Origin of the sequence: Aeromonas sp. HMWF017 (genome assembly GCF_003061465.1) — a bacterium.
In the GTDB taxonomy this organism is placed as follows: domain Bacteria; phylum Pseudomonadota; class Gammaproteobacteria; order Enterobacterales; family Aeromonadaceae; genus Aeromonas; species Aeromonas veronii.
The window spans coordinates 32,579-51,119 of sequence record NZ_QAJD01000061.1 but is presented as its reverse complement, the minus strand read 5'-3'; the positions used below and the strand labels follow the sequence as shown (position 1 = coordinate 51,119).

The window sequence follows — 18,541 nt, the reverse complement described above, 5'->3', positions numbered from 1 at the left end:
ACCCGGGTGCTGGCCCACGGCAGCGAGCTGGCCAGCAGATGGTGGCTGACGTGGAGCACTGGGCGGCCGTCGATAAGACGCTGGCGGCGAATTTCATACAGCGGCGTAAATGGCTCCAGCCCCATCCAGCGGCAGAGTTCGCTGCTGGCCAGCTCGCTGCCGTGGGCCAGCACCCGGGTTTCGGCGGTGCGCTGTTGCTCGCCGATCCACTGGTGAAAGTGGGTGTGGATGGCGGGATCGTAGGTGAGGCGGGGCGGGGCCACGAACCAGCCGCGTCGCTCGGCCCGATAGATAAGGCCATCCGCTTCGAGGCTGGAGAGCGCCTCCTTGATGGTGATGCGGGTAGTGGCGAATCGCTCGCTCAGGGCTCGTTCGGCGGGCAGCTGCTGCCCCGCCGCCAGCTGGCCGCTGCCGATATAGCGGCGCAGGGTCTGGCAAATCTGTTCGCACTTGGAGGATGAGCGGCCATCGGCCATGCTCTGTTCGTTCACTCTCTGCTCGCTCAATTTCGGCTCGGTCACACTCTTGTCCCTGTCGCTTATTCAGAAGGCGGATGACTGGCCAATCCCTTACTGGAATAGTCCAGCCTCACTCGGGTTCAGAGTTGTAACCGCTGTGGATGACAGCGCCATGACAGGGTGATTGTCATCAAACTGCCATTAAAGCGCCCCGCCACCGTCATAATTCCCCTCTAGCATCCCTCTCGAACCTTAACTGACCTAGTCCAGAGGGATGGGATGATGAAAAGCGTGATCGCAAGTGCACTGGCCATGGTGGCCATCAGCCAACCGTTGTTTGCTACAAATAGCTATGCAGCCGAAAATATCGCGGATCTCGAAAAGGCCGCCCGCGGTGAAGGCCAGCTCCACAGCATCGGCATGCCCGACAGCTGGGCCAACTGGAAGGATACCTGGCAGCAGCTGGGCAGCATCTACGGCATCAAGCATCAGGATACCGACATGAGCTCGGCGCAGGAGATCGCCAAGTTCGCCGCCGAGAAGGCCAATGCCACCGCCGATATCGGTGACGTGGGAGGCGCCTTCGGTCCGGTTGCGGTCAAGCAGGGGGTCACCCAGCCCTACAAACCCTCCACCTGGGCTGATATTCCCAACTGGGCCAAGGACGCCGACGGTCACTGGATGCTGGCCTATACCGGCACCATCGCCTTCCTGATCAACAAGGATCTGGTCAAGGCAGCCCCCACCAGCTGGCAATCCCTACTGGGTGGCGACTACAAGGTGACCCTGGGTGATGTGGGCGTTGCCTCGCAGGCCAACAACGGCGTGCTGGCGGCGGCCTATGCCACCGGTGGCAGCGAGAAGAATCTCAAGCCCGCCCTGGAGTTGTTCGGCAAGCTGGCCCAGCAGGGTCGTCTCTCCCTGAACGATCCCACCATCGCCAACATCGAGAAGGGCGAGGTAGAAGTGGGTGTGCTGTGGGATTTCAACGCATTGAACTACCGCGATCAGATTGACCCCAAGAAGTTTGATGTGGTGATCCCGAGCGACGGCTCAGTCATCGCCGGTTACACCACCATCATCAACAAATGGGCCAAAAACCCCAACGCCGCCAAGCTGGCGCGGGAATACATCCTCTCCGATGCCGGTCAGATCAACCTGGCCCGTGGCTACGCCCGCCCGATCCGCAGCAACGTTGCGCTGCCGGATGACGTGAAGGCCAAGCTGCTGCCGGCCGAGCAGTATGCCAAGGCCAAGCCGGTGCAGGATCACGCCGCCTGGGAGCAGAGCTCCAAGGCCCTGCCGCGTCAGTGGCAAGAGAACGTCATGATCTACATGCAGTAAGGAGCGGCCAGTGCAACACAAGGTGATAGTGGTACTTGTGGATGGCCTCTCTGCCGGGGTAGCCCATGGGATGGGCTACCTCGCAGGCATGGTGGAGGCGGAGCGTGGCCTCTATACGACCCTCAGCTGCGCCCTGCCATCCCTCTCCCGGCCCCTCTACGAGTGCATCCTGACCGGCGTGCCGCCGGTGGTGAGCGGCATCACCCACAACGGGGTGAGTCGCCTCAGTCTGCATGACTCCATCTTCCATCTGGCCCGCGCCGCGGGTAAACGCACCGCAGCGGCGGCCTACCATTGGGTGAGCGAACTCTACAACAAGAGCCCCTGGCTGGCGGCCCGCGATCGCTTTACTCACGACGAGCAGTTGCCCATTCAGCACGGCAGCTTCTACTGGGATGACAACTATCCCGACAGCCATCTGCTGATGGATGGGGAATGGCTGCGCAGCCAGTACGATCCCGATTTTCTGCTGATCCACCCGATGGGGGTGGACGATGCGGGCCACAAGTTTGGCTTCGACTCCCGCCAGTACCGCAATCAGGCGCGCCGCATGGACAGCCTGCTGGCCGATCTGCTGCCCCAGTGGTTGGCGGAGGGGTATCAGGTGGTAGTCACCTCGGATCATGGCATGAACAACGACCTGAGCCACGGCGGCACCCTGCCTGAAGAGCGCACCGTGCCGCTCTGGATGTTTGGCGATGCCTTCGTCGAGCGCTGGCCGGATGGGGTAGTGATCGCCCAGACCCAGCTCTGCGCCCTGATGGCCGATCTGCTGGGCATCCCCCACGGCAAGCCGGCAGCGCCACCGTTGCTCAAGGCCGCCTTTATGCGCGAGGTGCACTGATGATGCCTGCCACCACCGAGCTCCTGGTGGATCAACCCGTGGCCACCAAGCACAAGGTGCGCCGCCACTGGCTGCCCGCGCTGGTGCTGCTGCCGTTTATCCTCTTGATGATCCTGTTCCAGCTTGCCCCCATGGTGTGGGTGCTGGTGGGCAGCTTTCAGACCCCAGATGGCTGGGGCCTCGACTACTACCGGGAGATTTTGAGCTCCCCCTTCTACCTGCAATCGTTCGGCAACTCGTTGCGCATTGCCGGTATCGCCAGTCTGGCGGGGCTTGCCATCGGTACTCTCGGGGCGGCGGCGCTGCGCCACAGCGGCGAGCGGGTCAAGCGGGTGCTGCTGGCCTTCGTCACCATGACCGGCAACTTCAGCGGGGTGCCGCTGGCATTCGCCTTCATCATCATCCTCGGCATCAATGGTGCAGTGACCCTGCTGCTGAAATCCTGGGGACTGATCGACGGCTTCAACCTCTACTCGGGGTCGGGCCTTATCCTCATCTACACCTACTTCCAGATCCCCCTTGCCCTGCTGCTGCTCTACCCGGCGTTCGATGCGCTGCAGGATGAGTGGCCGCAGGCTGCGGCGCTGCTCGGTGCGAGCAAGGGGCAGTATGTGTGGCACGTGGCGCTGCCGGTGCTGACGCCTGCGCTGCTCGGCACCCTGATCATCCTGTTTGCCAACGCGGTGGGGGCCTATGCCTCCGCCTACGCCCTCACCACCGGCAACTTCAATCTGGTGACCATCCGGGTGGCCAGTCTGGTCTCCGGCGATATCTTCCTCGAGCCCAATATGGCGGCGGCGCTGGCGGTGATCCTGATGGTGCTGCTGGGAGTGGTGACGGCCGCCAACCAGTGGCTGCTGAAAAAGAGCTATGTGAACAAGGGGCAATCCCATGCATGATTTGACGCCGCGCTGGCCCAAGTGGGTGCTGGGTGGGCTGGTCGCCACCCTGCTGCTGCCGCTGTTGGCCACGTTTCTCTACTCCATCTCCACCCGCTGGGGGGCGACCCTGCTGCCGGATGGCTTCACCCTCGACTGGTATCTCAAGCTGTGGGGCGATCCGCGCTTTCTGGCGGCCTTTGGCCGCAGCCTCCTGGTCTGCTTCGCCACCCTGCTGCTGGGGACCCTGGTGCTGGTGCCGACCGTGCTGGTGGTGGCTTACTACTTCCCCAAGCTGGATCCCTGGATGAACCTGTTGATCCTGCTCCCCTTTGCGGTGCCGCCAGTGGTCTCGTCGGTGGGGTTGCTGCAGATCTATGCCGATGGCGTTCTGCCCATTATCGGCACACCGTGGATCCTGATCGGCACCTGGTTCACCGTGGTGCTCCCCTTTATGTACCGGGCGCTGGCCAACAGCCTGCAAGGGGTACCGCTCAGGGATTTGATGGATGCTGCCCATCTGCTGGGGGCAAGTAGTCGGCGCGCCTTTCTGTTGGTGGTGATCCCTTGTCTGCGCAAGGGGCTGCTGGCTGCCCTGTTTCTCTCCTTCTCCTTCCTGCTCGGCGAGTTCGTGTTTGCCAACATGCTGGTGGGCACCCGCTACGAGACCCTGCAGGTCTACCTCTACAACATGCGCGCCACTTCTGGCCACTTCACCAGTGCGCTGGTGATGAGCTACTTCCTGCTGACCCTGCTGCTCACCTGGGCGGCCAACAGATTTCATCGGTGATCCAAGATGTTTCATTTAGAAGTCAATCAGTTGCATAAATCCTACGGCGATACGCCGGTGTTCGAGGGGATCGAATTCGGCATTCGCAAGGGGGAGCTGGTGACCCTGCTCGGCCCCTCTGGCTGCGGCAAGTCCACCCTGCTGAGGGCGCTGGCCGGGCTCACCCCGGTGGATGGCGGTCAGGTGCGGGTGGCCGGTGAGGAGATCACCTGGCAGGCGCCCCAGAAGCGGGGCATCGGCATGGTGTTCCAGAGTTATGCGCTGTTCCCCAACATGACGGTGTGGGACAACGTCGCCTTCGGCCTCAAGATGAAACCCCAGCCGGGGCGGGAGCTGGCGGCCAGCGTGCAGGAGGCATTGGCGCTGGTGGAGCTGACCGGTTTCGAGCGCCGCTATCCGGCCGAGCTCTCCGGCGGCCAGCGCCAGCGGGTGGCACTGGCCCGGGCGCTGGTGGTGCAGCCGCGGATCCTGCTGCTGGACGAGCCGCTCTCGGCGCTGGATGCCCGCATCCGCCGCAGCCTGCGCCAGCAGATCCGCGAGATCCAGCAGCGCCTTGAGCTCACCACCATCTTCGTGACTCACGATCAGGAGGAGGCGCTCACCATGTCGGATCGGATCTTCCTGATGAACAAGGGATCCATCGTCCAGAGCGGCACGCCGGAGGAGATCTATACCCGTCCCGCCAGCGAGTTTGTGGCGAGCTTTATCGGCAACTACAACCTGCTTTGCGCCGAGCAGGGCAAGTCGCTGTTTGGCCCCCGTTTTCAGGGCAAGCTGGCGCTGCGGCCGGAGTCCATTACCCTGCTGCCCGCAGGGGCGAGCAGCAGCGAACCCAGCCTGCCCGGCATCGTTCGCCAGCAACAGCTGCTCGGCAACGTGATCCGCTATCAGGTGGAGTGCGAGGCGGGGCTGTTGACGGTGGATTGCCTCAACCGCTCGGCTGGCGATCTGCTGGCCACCGGCAGTGCCGTGACCCTGGCGGTGGCCCGGGATCAACTCTGTGAGGTAGCATGAGGCCGCATTTCATTTCTATTTTCACTGCGAGGAGCGCCCATGGCACTGGCACTGTTTGATCTGGACGAGACCCTGATTGCGGGGGATTCCGCCAGCCTCTGGCTGGAGTACATGGTGGCCGAGGAGCTGGCGCCCGCCAGCATGATCGCGGAGGAGCAGGCCATGATGTCCCTCTACCATCAGGGCAAGATGGATATGCACCAGTACATGGCCTTCACCCTGCAACCGCTGGCGGGCAAGACGCGCCAGTGGCTCGACTCGCTCTGCACCCGCTTTGCCGAGCGGGTGCTGCGCGAGCGCCTCTACCCCGAGGGGTTGGCGCGTATCGAATGGCATCGGGAGCGGGGCGACGACCTGGTGCTCATCTCCGCCTCCGGCGAGCATCTGGTCGCCCCCATGGCAAAGATGCTGGGGATGGATCACTGCGTCGCCATTTTGCTCGATGAGGAGGAGGGGATGCTGACCGGCCAGATTCGCGGCACCCTCAGCTTTCGCGAGGGCAAGGTGGCCCGCATCAACCAGCTGTTTGCAGGCAGGGACCACCTCTGGCAGGGGAGCTTTGGCTACAGCGACTCCCACAATGATCTGCCCATGCTGCGGGCGGTGAGCCATCCCCATGCGGTCAATCCGGCCCCTGCGCTGCGCCAGCAGGCCGAGGAGCTGGGCTGGCCGGTGTGGGAGTGGCAGCGCTGAGTCGCGCGCCACACTGGCTTAACGTGCGGCAAGAAGCACGATAAACAAAGAGAGAGGCTGGAGCCTCTCTCTTTGTTTTTGCTGACGGCGTTGTGGTTGGTGCTGGCCGCTGGGGCTACCCCTCGTTGGTTTGTTGCTGAGGCTCGCCAAAGGCGGGAATGTCCTCCTCGGCCCTCTGGTGAGGGGTGTGGCGCAGCGGGAAGCAGATACGGTTTTTCCCCTCCCGCTTGGCCTGATAGACCCCCTTGTCGGCCAGCTCCACCAGCTCTTTGGCCGAGAGCCCGGAGCGGCTGAAAGCCACCCCGCCGCTTATGGTGATGGTGAGATCGGGTTCGCGCCACTCCAGTTGTTCCACCCCGAGCCGGAACGCTTCCAGCAGGGAGGGGAGCATCGGCTGCTCTTCGCCGTAACGGAAGATGAGCACCAGCTCCTCGCCGCCATAGCGGCAGAACCAGCCCCACTCGTGGAACAGATTCATGCCCAGCTTGCTCACCCGCTTGAGCACCACATCCCCTGCCTGATGGCCATGGGTATCGTTGACCCGCTTGAAATCATCCAGATCGAACATCACCACCCCGAAGGGAGCGCCACTGTTGAGCTGCTTCTGCAGGCACTCGTCGAAGAAGCGACGATTGTAGAGCCCGGTGAGCTTGTCCTGATGGGCTTGCAGGCGGATCTGGGCAAAGTCCTGACTGGCGGCATCCATCTCTTCATAGACCTTGGCCAGCTCCAGCATACGGCGGCCGTTGTAGGCGATACCGCCGGAGCGGCTGGCGCGGATCAGCAGGGTGATCTCCCCCAGCATGCGGCGGAAGTAGCGGGACCAGAGCAGTGCCAGCAGCAGATAGAGGATGCAGGCGACGGCAATCATCAGCTGCACGTTGATGGAGACGCTGTCGATCACCTGCTGCATGCTGGCAGTCGGCTCGACGCTGAGCAGGATCCAGCGCTGCTCGGGGATGCGGTAGTAGGAGACCATCAGGCCGCTGGCATCATCGAGGAAAAAGCCCTGCGGCTGTTGCATCCGGGCCAGCCAGTCGGGGTGGGCGAGGGGTTTGAATACCCGTTCACGATCCGGATGGGCCAGCACCAGCCCGTCATGGTTGAGCAAGAGCTGATAGCCATTACCCAGATGGTGACTCTGAGCATGCCGACTGTTTAGCCAGCTGGCGAGGGGGGTGAGCTGGGTATCCAGCGAGAGTACGCCAACCCGCTTGCCGTCAGGATCTTCAATCACCCGGGCCAGCGCCATGGTGAGGGTGCCCAAGGTGTAGTCGTAATAAGGATCAGTCCAGACAATCTGTCCGGGATGGCTGGATGCCAGCAGATACCAGGGGCGGGTTCTGGGATCGAACTTCTCGTCGGCCTGCCAGGAGGGGTGGATCAGCATCTTGCGATGCTCGGTGCCCACGTAGACGTAATCGAGCTCCATCACCTTGTGATAGGCCTGCCACTGTTGCAGGTAGCGCTCGCCGTTAAGGATCTCAGGGCCGCTGAAATCCTGATAATTTACCTGCTGATAAATGAGCGTAAACTGGCGTTTGAGGGTCGCCAGATAGGGTTCGATCAGGGTATGGAAATACTGGGTGTTGCGAGCAATCAGGTTCTGTTGCTGCTCGTGGCGCAGGGTGCGCTCCATATGCAGGTAGTAGATGCTGCCGAGCAGCAACACTGGGATAAAGAGCAAGAGGAGGCCCAGCCGCATGCGGGTGATCAAAGACCAAGTGTTCTTGGGCTTGGCGGGGGACATGAACAGATCCTTTTCGTCTCGGGTGACACCAGCATATATGATGCGGTGCGGCTCGTCTAAAGGCAGAAAATGAGATGTTTCCGATGCTGAACCACACTCTGCTCTCAATGATTCATTATGGCAGCATAGCGGTGCTAATCCTTGCCCTCTGTGTCGAGTATCTGATCTTTCGGCGCGGCCTGAACATGCTGCGAGTGCGCCGCCTGCTGCTGGCTGATGGGGTGGCTGCGCTGGCGCTCTTCTCCATCTTTGCCACCGGGTGTCTGCTGGCCCTTGAGCATGCCAGCTCGGTGGCAGAGATCTTTGCCCATCCTGCCCACGGCCTCAAGATGGGGCTGTTTCTGCTGATTGTTGGCTCCCTCGTTTATCCCAGCCGCCTCTTCTATCGCTGGCGTCGCGCCCTGCGTCTGGGCAAGGCGCCGATGATCTCCATCCAGCAGCACTTCCGGGTGGTGTGGATCCTGCGGGGCAATCTGCTACTGATTGCCCTGTTGGCCGTGTTCACCAAGCCCTCGCTGCTGTAACACTCGCGGTGCTCAAAAGCAGTGCGATGCAGCGCGTTGAGAGCGAGAGCGAAGACAAAGAGTGGAGACAAGAGGATAGGGAGGCGGGTATCTTGGATCGGATAACCCGTCACGCGCCGATTTAAGGAAGAATCGCCATGCGCTCCAATCTGATGTTGCTGATGGCTGCCACCATCTGGGGTATGGGCTTTGTCGCCCAGCGCCTCGGGATGGATCACATGGGGCCCTATACCTTCAATGGCCTGCGCTTTCTGCTCGGCGCCCTCTCCCTGCTGCCGCTGCTCTGGTGGCTCAAATCCCGACAACCTGTTGCCGTCGCGGGCGACCATCGCCAGCTGCTGATCGGGGGTGTGCTGGCCGGGCTGGTGCTGTTCTGTGCCGCCTCCCTGCAGCAGGTGGGGCTGCTTTATACCACTGCCGCCAAGGCCGGTTTCATCACCGGACTCTACATCATTCTGGTGCCGGTACTGGGGCTGCTGCTGCGCCACAAGAGCGGCCTCAATACCTGGATTGGTGCCCTGATTGCTCTGACGGGACTCTATGTGTTGAGCGTCACCGACGAGTTCACCATCGGCTTTGGCGATCTGTTGCAGGTAGTTGGTGCCCTGTTCTGGGCTGTGCATCTGCTGCTGGTGGATCACTACTCCAACCGGGTTGCCCCCATCAAGCTCGCCGGAGTGCAGTTCGTGGTCTGCGGCCTGCTCAGCCTCGCCACTGCTTTTGTTATCGAAACCCCGACAGTTAGCGGCGCCGTGGCCGGTTGGCAGGCGCTGCTCTACGCCGGGCTGGTGTCGGTCGGGGTGGGTTATACCCTGCAGGTGGTGGGGCAGCGGGGCGCTCATCCGGCCCACGCCGCCATCATCCTCAGTCTGGAGACCGTCTTCGCCGCCGTGGGTGGCGTGTTGCTGTTGGGTGAGACGCTGGACGAGCGCGCCATCGCCGGTTGCGCCCTGATGCTGGCAGGGATGCTCATCTCCCAGATCCGCTTGAGATGGTGGTGGAAATCGCGTCGGGACAAGGTGCCTGCGACCAAGTAAACCGCAGCCCGCTGCATAACAAAAACGCCCCGATAGTCGGGGCGTTTTTCATGGTGGCGATTCGGATCAGGGGCGCTGATCCAGCTCGCGCTCCAGCTCCATGGCCTTCTGACGGGCCGGATGGGTATTGAGGCGCTGCCAGTAGGCTTGCAGGTGCGGGAAGTGGGCCAGCTGACCACTTTGCGCCAGCAGATCCACCAGGAAGGAGTTCATGATGTCGGCGCCGGAGAGGCGATCCCCCACCAGATAGTGGCGATTCGCCAGTACCTCATTGAGGTAGCCCAGTACCTTGGCACACTCCGCCTTGGCGTAGTCCGGCAGGAAGCGCATCGGGCTGCCATCCTTGCGCACGAACATGTCGAGCAGCAGCGGCAGGATGCCGGAGCTCTCGGCAAAGTGGAGCCACTGCAGATATTCGGGATACTCCGGGCTATCTGGTGCCGGTGCCAGCCGCTCGGCGGCGTAGCGGGCGATCAGGTACTCGGTGATGGCGCCTGATTCCGCCAGCACCCGGCCGTCGAACTCGATGACCGGCGACTTGCCGAGGGGGTGGATGGCTTTCAGCTCGGGCGGTGCCAGAAAGGTGGTGGCATCGCGCTGATACGCCTTGATCTCATAGGGCTGGCCCAGCTCTTCGAGCAGCCAGATGATGCGTTGGGAGCGGGATTTGTTCAGGTGGTGCAGGACTATCATAACGACCTCGATTCGGTGGCAGGATGGTGTATACGAGCAGGCGAGGTGGGCGGTTCACCGATGGCTAAAAAAGAGCGGGCTGATGCCCGCTACCTCGTTGACTGACTCAGGCCTCCAGCGCCTGATCCAGATCCGCCAGAATGTCCTCGATCGCCTCGATCCCGACCGACAGCCGGATCATCTCAGGTTTGACTCCTGCCTTGGCCTGCTCTTCCTCGCTCAACTGGCGATGGGTGGTGGAGGCCGGGTGGCAGGCCAGCGACTTGGCGTCGCCGATGTTGACCAGCCGCTTGAAGATCTTCAGCGCATCGTAGAAGCGTACGCCCGCTTCATAACCATCCTTCAGACCGAACGAGAGGATGGCCGAGGGGCGACCGGCCATATACTTCTCCGCCAGTAGATAGTGGGGGTGACCCGGCAGACCGGCGTAGCTGACCCAGGCCACCTTTGGGTGATGCTTGAGGTGGTGGGCGACCCGCAGGGCGTTGTCGACGTGGCGCTCCATGCGCAGGCTCAGAGTCTCCAGCCCTTGCAGCAGCAGGAAGGCGTTCATCGGCGCCAGCGCCGCGCCGGTATTGCGCAGTGGCACTGTGCGTACCCGCCCAATAAAGGCGGCCGGGCCAAAGGCCTCGGTATAGACCACCCCGTGGTAGGAGGGCTCGGGTTTGGTCAGTTGCGGGAAGCGCTCGGCGTGATCCGCCCAGGGGAACTTGCCCGAGTCGACGATGACGCCACCCAGCGAGTTGCCGTGGCCGCCGACATATTTGGTCAGGCTGTGGACCACGATGTCGGCGCCGTGTTCGATGGGCTTGCAGAGCACGGGGGTGGCGACCGTGTTGTCGACGATGAGCGGCACACCACGGGCGTGGGCGGCCTTGGCCAGCGCGGCCAGATCGACGATGTTGCCCGCCGGGTTGCCGATGCTCTCGCAGTAGACCGCCTTGGTCTTGTCGTCGATAAGGGCTGCGATGGCTTCGGCGCTGTCATCCTTGGCGAAGCGCACCTCGACCCCGAAACTCGGCAGCATGTGAGCGAACAAGGTGTAGGTGCCGCCATAGAGCTGCGGTGTGGAGACGATGTTGTCACCGGCGGCGGTCAGCGCCTGAATGGCGTAGGTGATGGCGGCGGAACCTGCCGAGACCACCAGCGCGGCAATCCCCCCTTCCAGCGCGGCCATCCGCTGCTCCAGCACATCGTTGGTGGGATTCATGATGCGGGTGTAGATGTTGCCCGGCACCGCCAGATTGAACAGATCAGCCCCGTGCTGGGCGCTCTCGAACTCGTAGGCCACCGTCTGGTAGATGGGCACGGCGACCGCCTTGGTGGTGGGGTCGCTGGAAAAGCCATGGTGCAGAGCCAGGGTCGCATCTTTCATCACACACTCCTTGTTGGATGTTGCTTGTCGCAGTTATAGATGGATAGAAGTCCAATCTATCAGGCCCGTGGCCGATGTAAACAGCAAGATCCGGCAAAGCAATGTCGCCTGTAGGGGATGCGCGTCCCGAGTGGTTGGCATGGCCCTCATTCAGAGGCGACGGCGATACTCCTTGTCATCGATCTGGTTCATATCCCACTGCATCAGGCGGTTGAGCTGGCTCATGGGATCTTCGATAAGTGGCAGCGGGCGTGGCAGGATCCGCTTGAAGTAACGGCGCAAGGTCTGCTGGATCCGGTTCGGTTTGATGGGATTGGCGTGGCTCATGATGGTGCTCCTGTGCAGTGGTTCTCACGTTCATCAGCAGTATTGAGCTAAAATGCGGAAGTAAAAACTGATGACTTACAGCAACAGGATTTCCTCTTTTATGCCGACCGGTCGCCTTTACCAGCAATTTCAACGACTCGCCCAGCTGCTTGGCAGCGATGAGCGGGAGATCAGCCTCGCCGAGGTGGCGGATCTGCTCTGCTGCACCCCGCGCAACGCCCGCCTGCTGCTGCGGCGGATGCAGGATCAGGGCTGGCTCAGCTGGTCGGCGGAAGCGGGGCGGGGGCGGCGCTCCCGGCTCACTCTGCTCGACAGTCAGGAGAGCCTGACCCGGCGCCGCTTGCGGGATCTGCTCAGTCAGGGCCAGCTGGCGCAGGCGGTGTGGCTGGCCGAAGATCGCCTCGATCTGCTCACTCCGTTGCTGATCGAACAGCTCGGTCAGGCCACCCGCGAGGGGCGCCAGATCCTGCGGGTGCCCTACTATCGCCCGTTGCCGCAGTTGCTGCCCACCGGCCCGATGCGCCGCTCCGAAATTCACCTGAGCCGCCAGATCTTCAACGGCCTCACCCGGCGAAATGAGGAAAATGGGGAAATCGAAGGGGATCTCGCCCATCACTGGGAGTGTCTGGGCCCCTGCCACTGGCGCTTCTATCTGAGGCCAGCAGTGCGCTTCCACCACGGCCGCGAGCTGGTGGTGGAAGATGTGATGGAGAGTCTGCTGGCCCTGCGGGATCGCCCGCTGTTTTCCCATCTGACTCGGCTGGAGAGCCCATGGCCGCGCACCCTAGATCTCTATCTCGACAGCCCGGATCCCTGGCTGCCCCACCTGCTGGCGGAGCCGGTGGCGACCATTTTGCCGCGAGAGCTCAAGGGGGAGGCGGGCTTTGCTCTGCAACCAGTGGGCACCGGCCCTTACCGGGTGGCTGCCAACGATCCCCTGCATCTTTGCCTTGCGGCGTTTGACGACTACTTCGGCCTGCGCGCCCTGCTCGACGAGATCGATATCTGGATGCTGCCGGAGCTGGCGGAGCGGCTGGAGACCCACCTGCAGCTTGGGCGCGACAGCCCTGAGCTCGGCACCATGCGCGGCGAATCGGATCTCGAATCGGGCTGCTACTTCCTGCTGCAGGACGATCGTTCCGGATCCTTGCAGGATCCCGCCCTGCGCCAGTGGCTCGGCCAGTTGCTCAATCCGGTGGCTCTGATGGGGCGGGTCGCCCCCGAGTTGCAACGGGGCTGGACCAGTGCACTCGGCCTGCTGCCCCACTGGCGCGAAGCGCTGCCCGCGCCCTTGCCCACACCGGCGCAGTTGCCGGGAAGACTGGTGCTCGCCTGCTTCAACCAGCATCTGGAATTCAACGAGTGCGCCAACGCCATGAGCAGCCTGCTGGCCGAACAGGGGATCAGGCTCGAGGTGCGCACCCTCGACTACGGTCGCTGGGTGAGCGGCGAGGATGAGGATGTGGATCTCTGGCTCGGCACCCTCAACCTCGAACATGCCGGCCCCTTTGCCCCCTACGCCTGGTTGCAGGGCACCCCGTTGCTGCGCAAGGTGTGGGGCAGTCAGCATGAGTTGTGGCAGGGCTTGATGCAGTGGCGCGCCAGCTGTGAGGAGCCCGGCCCCCGCGCCCTGCTGGCAAGGGTGCAGCAGCAGAGCTGGTTTGTGCCGCTGTTTCACCACTGGCTGGAGCTGGAGAGCCGGGTCGGCGTGCACGGGGTGCGGATGACGGCGCTCGGCTGGTTCGATTTTCGCAGCGCCTGGCTGCGGCCCGAGCCGACCCATCAGCCCGCAGAGGCGCCATAGTTCGTCCAATTTCTGTCGCGGCTGACGTGCATTCCGTGGCCGCTTGCGTGAAAGATCCGTAAATCGGCCGCTGCTGCACAGTTTGTGTCACGCCTCTGTGCCATGCTGTTTCAGGTTATGGACAGCAGAGCAAATGAGGAAAACGATGAGCAACAATTCAGACAGTTCCGCAGGAAAATGCCCGGTCATGCACGGGGGAACCACCTCCGTCGAGACGTCCAGAATGGAGTGGTGGCCGAAGAGCCTCAACCTCGACATTCTTCACCAACACGATACCAAGACCAATCCGCTGGGGGCCGGTTTCAACTATCGGGAAGCCTTGAAGAGGCTCGATATGGCGGCCCTCAAGCAGGATGTGACCGCCCTGATGACCGACAGTCAGGAGTGGTGGCCCGCCGACTGGGGCCACTACGGCGGCCTGATGATCCGCATGGCCTGGCACTCGGCCGGGACTTACCGCATCGCCGATGGCCGGGGCGGTGGCGGCAGTGGCAACCAGCGTTTTGCCCCTCTCAACTCCTGGCCGGATAACGCCAACCTCGACAAGGCCCGTCGCCTGCTATGGCCCATCAAGAAGAAGTACGGCAACAAGATCAGCTGGGCCGATCTGATCATTCTGGTGGGCACCGTGGCCTATGAGTCCATGGGGCTCAAGACCTTCGGCTTCGCCTTTGGCCGCGAGGATATATGGCACCCGGAGAAGGATATCTACTGGGGATCGGAGAAGGAATGGCTGGCGCCCAGCGGCAAGCCGGGTGGTCGTTACTCCGGCGAGCGGGATCTGGAAAACCCGCTGGCGGCGGTGATGATGGGGCTTATCTACGTCAACCCGGAAGGGGTGGATGGCAAGCCAGATCCACTGAAAACCGCGCAAGATATGCGAGTTACCTTCGCCCGCATGGCGATGGATGATGAAGAGACGGTGGCGCTGACCGCCGGTGGCCACACCGTCGGCAAGGCTCACGGCAACGGCGATGCCAAACAGCTTGGGCCCGAGCCGGAAGGGGCCAACCTCGAGGAGCAGGGGCTCGGATGGATCAATCACCACAGCCGCGGCATCGGCCGCAACACTGTGACCAGCGGCATCGAAGGGGCCTGGACCACCCACCCGACCCAATGGGACAACGGCTACTTCGATCTGCTGTTCAAGTACGACTGGTGGTTGCAAAAATCTCCGGCGGGGGCCCATCAGTGGGAACCGATCAATATCGCCGAAGAGGATATGCCGGTGGATGTGGAGGATCCGTCGATCCGCTGCAAACCCATGATGACGGATGCCGATATGGCGCTCAAATTCGATCCCGAGTATCGCAAGATTGCCGAGCGCTTCCGCGATGATCCGGCGGCCTTCTCCGACGCCTTCGCCCGCGCCTGGTTCAAGCTGACCCACAGGGATATGGGGCCGAAGAGCCGCTATGTCGGCCCCTATGTGCCGACAGAAGATCTGATCTGGCAGGATCCGGTGCCAGCCGGACGCGCCGATTATGACGTGGCGGCGGTGAAGGCCAGGATCGCCGCTAGCGGCCTCTCCATCAGCGAGCGGGTGAGTACCGCCTGGGATAGTGCCCGTACCTTCCGTGGCTCCGACAAGCGGGGCGGTGCCAACGGTGCCCGCATCCGGCTGACGCCGCAGAAGGATTGGCCGGGCAACGAACCGGCGCGGCTGGCGAAGGTGCTGGCGGTCTATGACAAGCTGGCGGCCGAGTGTGGTGTCAGCGTCGCGGATCTCATCGTGCTGGGGGGCAACCTCGCCATCGAGCAGGCTGCCCAGGCCGCCGGAGTGACGGTGAGCGTGCCGTTTGCGCCGGGCCGGGGGGATGCCACTCAGGCTCAGACCGATGTGGCCTCGTTCGAGGTGTTGGAGCCGCTGGCCGATGGCTTCCGCAACTGGCTCAAGCAGGACTATGTGGTGACGGCGGAGGAGCTGCTGCTGGATCGCGCCCAGCTGATGGGGCTCACCGCCTGCGAGATGACGGCGCTGGTCGGCGGGATGCGGGTGCTCGGCACCAACCACGGCGGTACCGGGCACGGGGTCTTTACCGATCGGGTCGGGGTACTCAGCAACGACTTCTTCGTCAACCTGACCGACATGGGCTACCAGTGGCTACCGAAAGCGAGCAATCTCTACGAGATCCGCGATCGCTGCAGCGGCGCGCTGAAGTGGACGGCCACCCAGGTGGATCTGGTGTTCGGCTCCAACTCGGTGCTGCGCGCTTATGCCGAGGTCTATGCCCAGGATGACAACAGCGAGAAGTTTGTCTGTGACTTCATCACCGCTTGGAACAAGGTGATGAATGCGGATCGCTTCGATCTGCTCGGCTAGTCCCCGAGCCGTTTGGTTATCTGCACCAGCCCCGCACAGCCAAGATGTGCGGGGCTTTTTACTGCCCGCTTTTTTGCATAGCCCCGCAACCCGCCGCACTGCGACACCCGCTGGCCGTTCGCGCAGGGTCGTGGGCATCCCTGTGCTTGGGCCAGCAGTATCATGTAACATGCTGATCCGCTGATGATGCCCGGCGGCCACCCATTGGCCACTGATGTCCCATGAACGGACAAGGACAGAAACAAAGAGACAAGGAGTCAACCCATGCTGGAAATGCAGATCCAACCCCGCTTTCAGGAGACGGATGCCCTCGGCCATATCAACAATACGGTGCCGGCGGTCTGGTTCGAATCGGCGCGGGATCCCCTGTTCCGGATCTTCTCCCCCGATCTCGATGTGCATAACTGGCATCTGATCATCGCGGGCTACACAGTGCAGTTCAAACGGGAGCTGTTCTACGGCCAGCCGGTCACCATCAAGACCGGCGTGCGCCGCATCGGCACCAGCTCCTTTACGGTTTGGCAGGAGGCCTGGCAGGGCGGCGAACTGGCCGTCACCGCCGAAACGACCCTGATCCATTTTGACTACTGGGCCCGCCAATCCCTGCCCCTGAGCGATGCTCACCGGGAAGGTCTGCGGGCCTGGCTGACAGAGAGTTAACCACGGGCCGGATGGCCCATCACAGGAGTGTTATGTACAACTCAATGCGCAACACAGCGATCGCGCTGACCCTGGGATTCTGCTCCCTCCCTTCTCTGGCCGCTTCTCTCGCCGAGCAGTTTACCCTGATGGAGAAGGGGGCCGAGAGCGCCCTCGATACCCGTCAATTCAGCCATGACGGCGTCGATATCAAGGCTTGGATCGATGGCGCCCCCGTCATCATCGCCGTGCCCATCATGAACGAGCTGGGCAAGCTGGAAGGGGAGAGTCGCTACTACTTCAAGGGCGGCAAGCTGTTCGGGGTCAAAGAGCCTGCCGCCCAGTTCGCCTTTGACGACAGCGGCAAGCTGACCCAATGGCTGGACGAGAAGGGTCAGCCCGCCGAGTTCGTCAGCAAAATGAGCATGCAGCAGCGTCAGGAGTGGCTCACCAAGCGGGCCGCCGAGCTGAGCAAGTTGTTTGTGGTGAGCGCGGCCGAACAGAAGGCGGCCAAGGGGGGCGTCAAGCTGAAGGGGGCGGATCTCGCTCACTGGCTCTGCAACGGCAAACTGATGGATCTCGCCCACGGCGACAAGGTTATCTTCGAGCAGGATAAGCTGAAGATTGGCGAGCAGGGGATCGAGGGGGAGGTCTCCCTGCGTCAGGATAAGGGGTGGCAGGAGCTGAGCCTCAAGTGCGAGGTGCAGGGTACTCAGGTGACCCGCCTCACCTGGCAGCCGCTGCCGGGGGCCAACAAGCCGCAATAAGCGCACCACAACAAGGGGCCCATCGTGGGCCCCTTGTCATTGGCTCATTGTTCCCCCAGCTTGAGCCGGGTGAGCGCCTCGACTCGGCGCCACTGTCCGGGTTCGAACCAGCGGGCCAGTAGCTCCTGCTGCTGTTCGGCCCGGGCCTCGTTTGGCAGTTGCCTGAGCTCGGCCAGAAAGCCGCTGAGCTGCTCCTCAAACCCTTGCCGGTTCTGCTCCAGTTGGCGCATCCGATCCACCGCTTCCGGCCCCCCCGTCTCCAGCAGCAGAGCCTCCCGTTTGGCCGGGTCCATCTGCGCCAGCTCTTGCAACTCCCCAATCAGGCGGCTGTTGGCCTCCGCCTCGCGAAACCAGTCCGGTTGCTCTGCCAGCCAGAGATCCAGCTCGCTGGCCAGCTGCGATTTGTCGCGGTCTCTTGCCTCCGCCAGCGCCCTGCGGCGCAGGGTCAGCTGTTCCATCAGTCGATCTTCGGCAAACAGCTGGGCCTGCTCCGCCGGGGTAAAGCTCTGCTGGCGCAGCTGCTCCCGCTCGTCAAACAGGATCTGCAAGCTGGCGAGGGAGATCTCGGTGGGCACCGTCAGGCTGCTCTGGGCGGAGACAAAGGTGCGATAGCGCGCCTGCAGGGCATCGGCGGCCTCCTGCTCGGGATCGTGCGGGTGGCTCTGTGCATGCTGGTTGGCTTGAGCGGGGGATGAGTCTGCCGTCGGTGCCGTGGGCCAGAGCAACACCCCGCCAAGCAGCAGGGTGATGGCGCAGGGCACGACGAGCAGGGTGGCTATCTTCATAGTCCCAGCTCCTTGAGACGGTTGGCATGCTGGCGATAGAGGGTGACCGGATCGGTCTCGAACAGATGGTGGATGCCGAAGGACTGGTTCACTTCGTCCAGATGGTTCATCCGGTAGCCGGTGCCGATCACCTTGCCGAGGTGACTGCTGCAGACCCCGACCAGTCCGTCATTGGGCTCCTTGAAGAAGGCGCCGGTCAGCGCCAGCGCAGGATCCACCGGATCCAGCAGATTGGTCAGGTTGCCGCGCCCGCTCCAGGAGAAGTAGTAGACGCCGTTGCTGGCTTGCATCGGCCCCTCGCCGCAATAGCGGTTGGGCAACCCCTCCGGGTAGCGCTGGTTGAACTGGCTGGCACCCTTGCTGGTGAGGGCATCGAGGGCGGCGACCGGATCTTGCGGCAGCTGGCTCCCGCCCGAGAGCAGTGAAATCATGCCGGAGAGGGCGTGGGCTGCGGCGGCCGCCAGCTTCTCGGCGGCGCTGCCGGGGGCGGCATTGG

At 62.8% G+C, this 18,541-nt stretch carries 18 protein-coding genes and 1 pseudogene; 12 read left to right on the top strand and 7 right to left on the bottom strand.

Annotation, left to right across the window (positions count from 1 at the left end; all coding sequences use genetic code 11):
- A partial coding sequence (locus DBR30_RS05430; protein ID WP_181363497.1) for a GntR family transcriptional regulator occupies positions 1-521 on the bottom strand: 521 nt, incomplete at its 3' end.
- A gap of 219 nt (positions 522-740) precedes the next feature.
- On the opposite strand from DBR30_RS05430, the gene DBR30_RS05425 reads away from it, so the two are divergent.
- The 6 genes from DBR30_RS05425 to DBR30_RS05400 are packed head-to-tail and all read left to right on the top strand — an operon-like array spanning position 741 to position 6,021.
- Complete coding sequence (locus DBR30_RS05425; RefSeq protein WP_108541874.1) at positions 741-1,802, top strand: ABC transporter substrate-binding protein; 1,062 nt, start codon at positions 741-743, stop codon at positions 1,800-1,802.
- Between the two features lie 10 nt (positions 1,803-1,812).
- The gene (locus DBR30_RS05420) at positions 1,813-2,646 is read left to right on the top strand and encodes an alkaline phosphatase family protein (RefSeq protein WP_108541875.1); all 834 of its coding nucleotides are present in this window, start codon (positions 1,813-1,815) and stop codon (positions 2,644-2,646) included.
- The gene (locus tag DBR30_RS05415) at positions 2,646-3,545 is read left to right on the top strand and encodes an ABC transporter permease (RefSeq protein WP_108588224.1); all 900 of its coding nucleotides are present in this window, start codon (positions 2,646-2,648) and stop codon (positions 3,543-3,545) included. Before DBR30_RS05420 ends, DBR30_RS05415 begins: the two co-directional genes overlap by 1 nt.
- Positions 3,538-4,314, top strand: coding sequence for an ABC transporter permease (locus tag DBR30_RS05410; RefSeq protein WP_108541877.1), 777 nt, complete (start codon positions 3,538-3,540; stop codon positions 4,312-4,314). Before DBR30_RS05415 ends, DBR30_RS05410 begins: the two co-directional genes overlap by 8 nt.
- A 6-nt stretch (positions 4,315-4,320) precedes the next feature.
- Positions 4,321-5,328 (top strand): ABC transporter ATP-binding protein, encoded by a 1,008-nt coding sequence (locus tag DBR30_RS05405; protein ID WP_108588223.1) that lies wholly within the window; start codon positions 4,321-4,323, stop codon positions 5,326-5,328.
- Between the two features lie 39 nt (positions 5,329-5,367).
- Entirely contained in the window at positions 5,368-6,021 is a 654-nt protein-coding gene (locus tag DBR30_RS05400) for an HAD family hydrolase (RefSeq protein ID WP_108541878.1), read from the top strand.
- Positions 6,022-6,136: 115 nt separating this feature from the next.
- Here the strand turns inward: DBR30_RS05400 and DBR30_RS05395 are convergent, their stop codons facing one another.
- Positions 6,137-7,771 carry a sensor domain-containing diguanylate cyclase gene (locus DBR30_RS05395; protein ID WP_108541879.1) on the bottom strand — a complete coding sequence of 545 codons (1,635 nt, stop codon included), beginning with the start codon at positions 7,769-7,771 and terminating at the stop codon, positions 6,137-6,139.
- Positions 7,772-7,854: 83 nt separating this feature from the next.
- Here DBR30_RS05395 and DBR30_RS05390 point away from each other — a divergent pair, with 83 nt between their 5' ends.
- A complete protein-coding gene (locus DBR30_RS05390) occupies positions 7,855-8,295 on the top strand; it encodes a DUF2214 family protein (RefSeq protein ID WP_005355246.1) in 441 nt (146 codons plus the stop codon).
- A gap of 137 nt (positions 8,296-8,432) precedes the next feature.
- A complete protein-coding gene (locus tag DBR30_RS05385) occupies positions 8,433-9,332 on the top strand; it encodes a DMT family transporter (RefSeq protein WP_108541880.1) in 900 nt (299 codons plus the stop codon).
- A gap of 66 nt (positions 9,333-9,398) precedes the next feature.
- Here the strand turns inward: DBR30_RS05385 and DBR30_RS05380 are convergent, their stop codons facing one another.
- The 3 genes from DBR30_RS05380 to DBR30_RS05370 all read right to left on the bottom strand — a co-directional run bounded on the left by DBR30_RS05380 (position 9,399) and on the right by DBR30_RS05370 (position 11,727).
- Positions 9,399-10,025, bottom strand: a complete 627-nt coding sequence (locus DBR30_RS05380; RefSeq protein ID WP_162895431.1) for a glutathione S-transferase family protein — start codon at positions 10,023-10,025, stop codon at positions 9,399-9,401.
- A 106-nt stretch (positions 10,026-10,131) separates the two neighbouring features.
- Complete coding sequence (locus tag DBR30_RS05375) at positions 10,132-11,400, bottom strand: O-acetylhomoserine aminocarboxypropyltransferase/cysteine synthase family protein (RefSeq protein WP_019445447.1); 1,269 nt, start codon at positions 11,398-11,400, stop codon at positions 10,132-10,134.
- 150 nt (positions 11,401-11,550) lie between these two features.
- On the bottom strand, positions 11,551-11,727 hold the full coding sequence (locus tag DBR30_RS05370; protein ID WP_108541881.1) for a hypothetical protein: 177 nt from the start codon (positions 11,725-11,727) through the stop codon (positions 11,551-11,553).
- A gap of 100 nt (positions 11,728-11,827) precedes the next feature.
- Between DBR30_RS05370 and sgrR the strand changes: the two genes are divergently transcribed.
- The 4 genes from sgrR (at position 11,828) to DBR30_RS05350 (ending at position 17,260) form a co-directional block, all read left to right on the top strand.
- Positions 11,828-13,531, top strand: a complete 1,704-nt coding sequence (sgrR, locus tag DBR30_RS05365) for an HTH-type transcriptional regulator SgrR (RefSeq protein WP_181363496.1) — start codon at positions 11,828-11,830, stop codon at positions 13,529-13,531.
- A 145-nt stretch (positions 13,532-13,676) separates the two neighbouring features.
- Entirely contained in the window at positions 13,677-15,854 is a 2,178-nt protein-coding gene (gene katG / locus DBR30_RS05360; RefSeq protein ID WP_108541883.1) for a catalase/peroxidase HPI, read from the top strand.
- Positions 15,855-16,118: 264 nt separating this feature from the next.
- Positions 16,119-16,514: an acyl-CoA thioesterase gene (locus tag DBR30_RS05355; protein WP_108541884.1), complete on the top strand. Its 396-nt coding sequence runs from the start codon at positions 16,119-16,121 to the stop codon at positions 16,512-16,514.
- A 44-nt stretch (positions 16,515-16,558) separates the two neighbouring features.
- Entirely contained in the window at positions 16,559-17,260 is a 702-nt protein-coding gene (locus tag DBR30_RS05350) for a hypothetical protein (protein ID WP_042655738.1), read from the top strand.
- A 44-nt stretch (positions 17,261-17,304) separates the two neighbouring features.
- Here the strand turns inward: DBR30_RS05350 and DBR30_RS05345 are convergent, their stop codons facing one another.
- Complete coding sequence (locus DBR30_RS05345) at positions 17,305-18,045, bottom strand: lipase secretion chaperone (protein WP_108541885.1); 741 nt, start codon at positions 18,043-18,045, stop codon at positions 17,305-17,307.
- Positions 18,042-18,541, bottom strand: a pseudogene (locus DBR30_RS21665) (lipase); the annotation flags it as partial. The gene DBR30_RS05345 and the pseudogene DBR30_RS21665, both read right to left, overlap by 4 nt.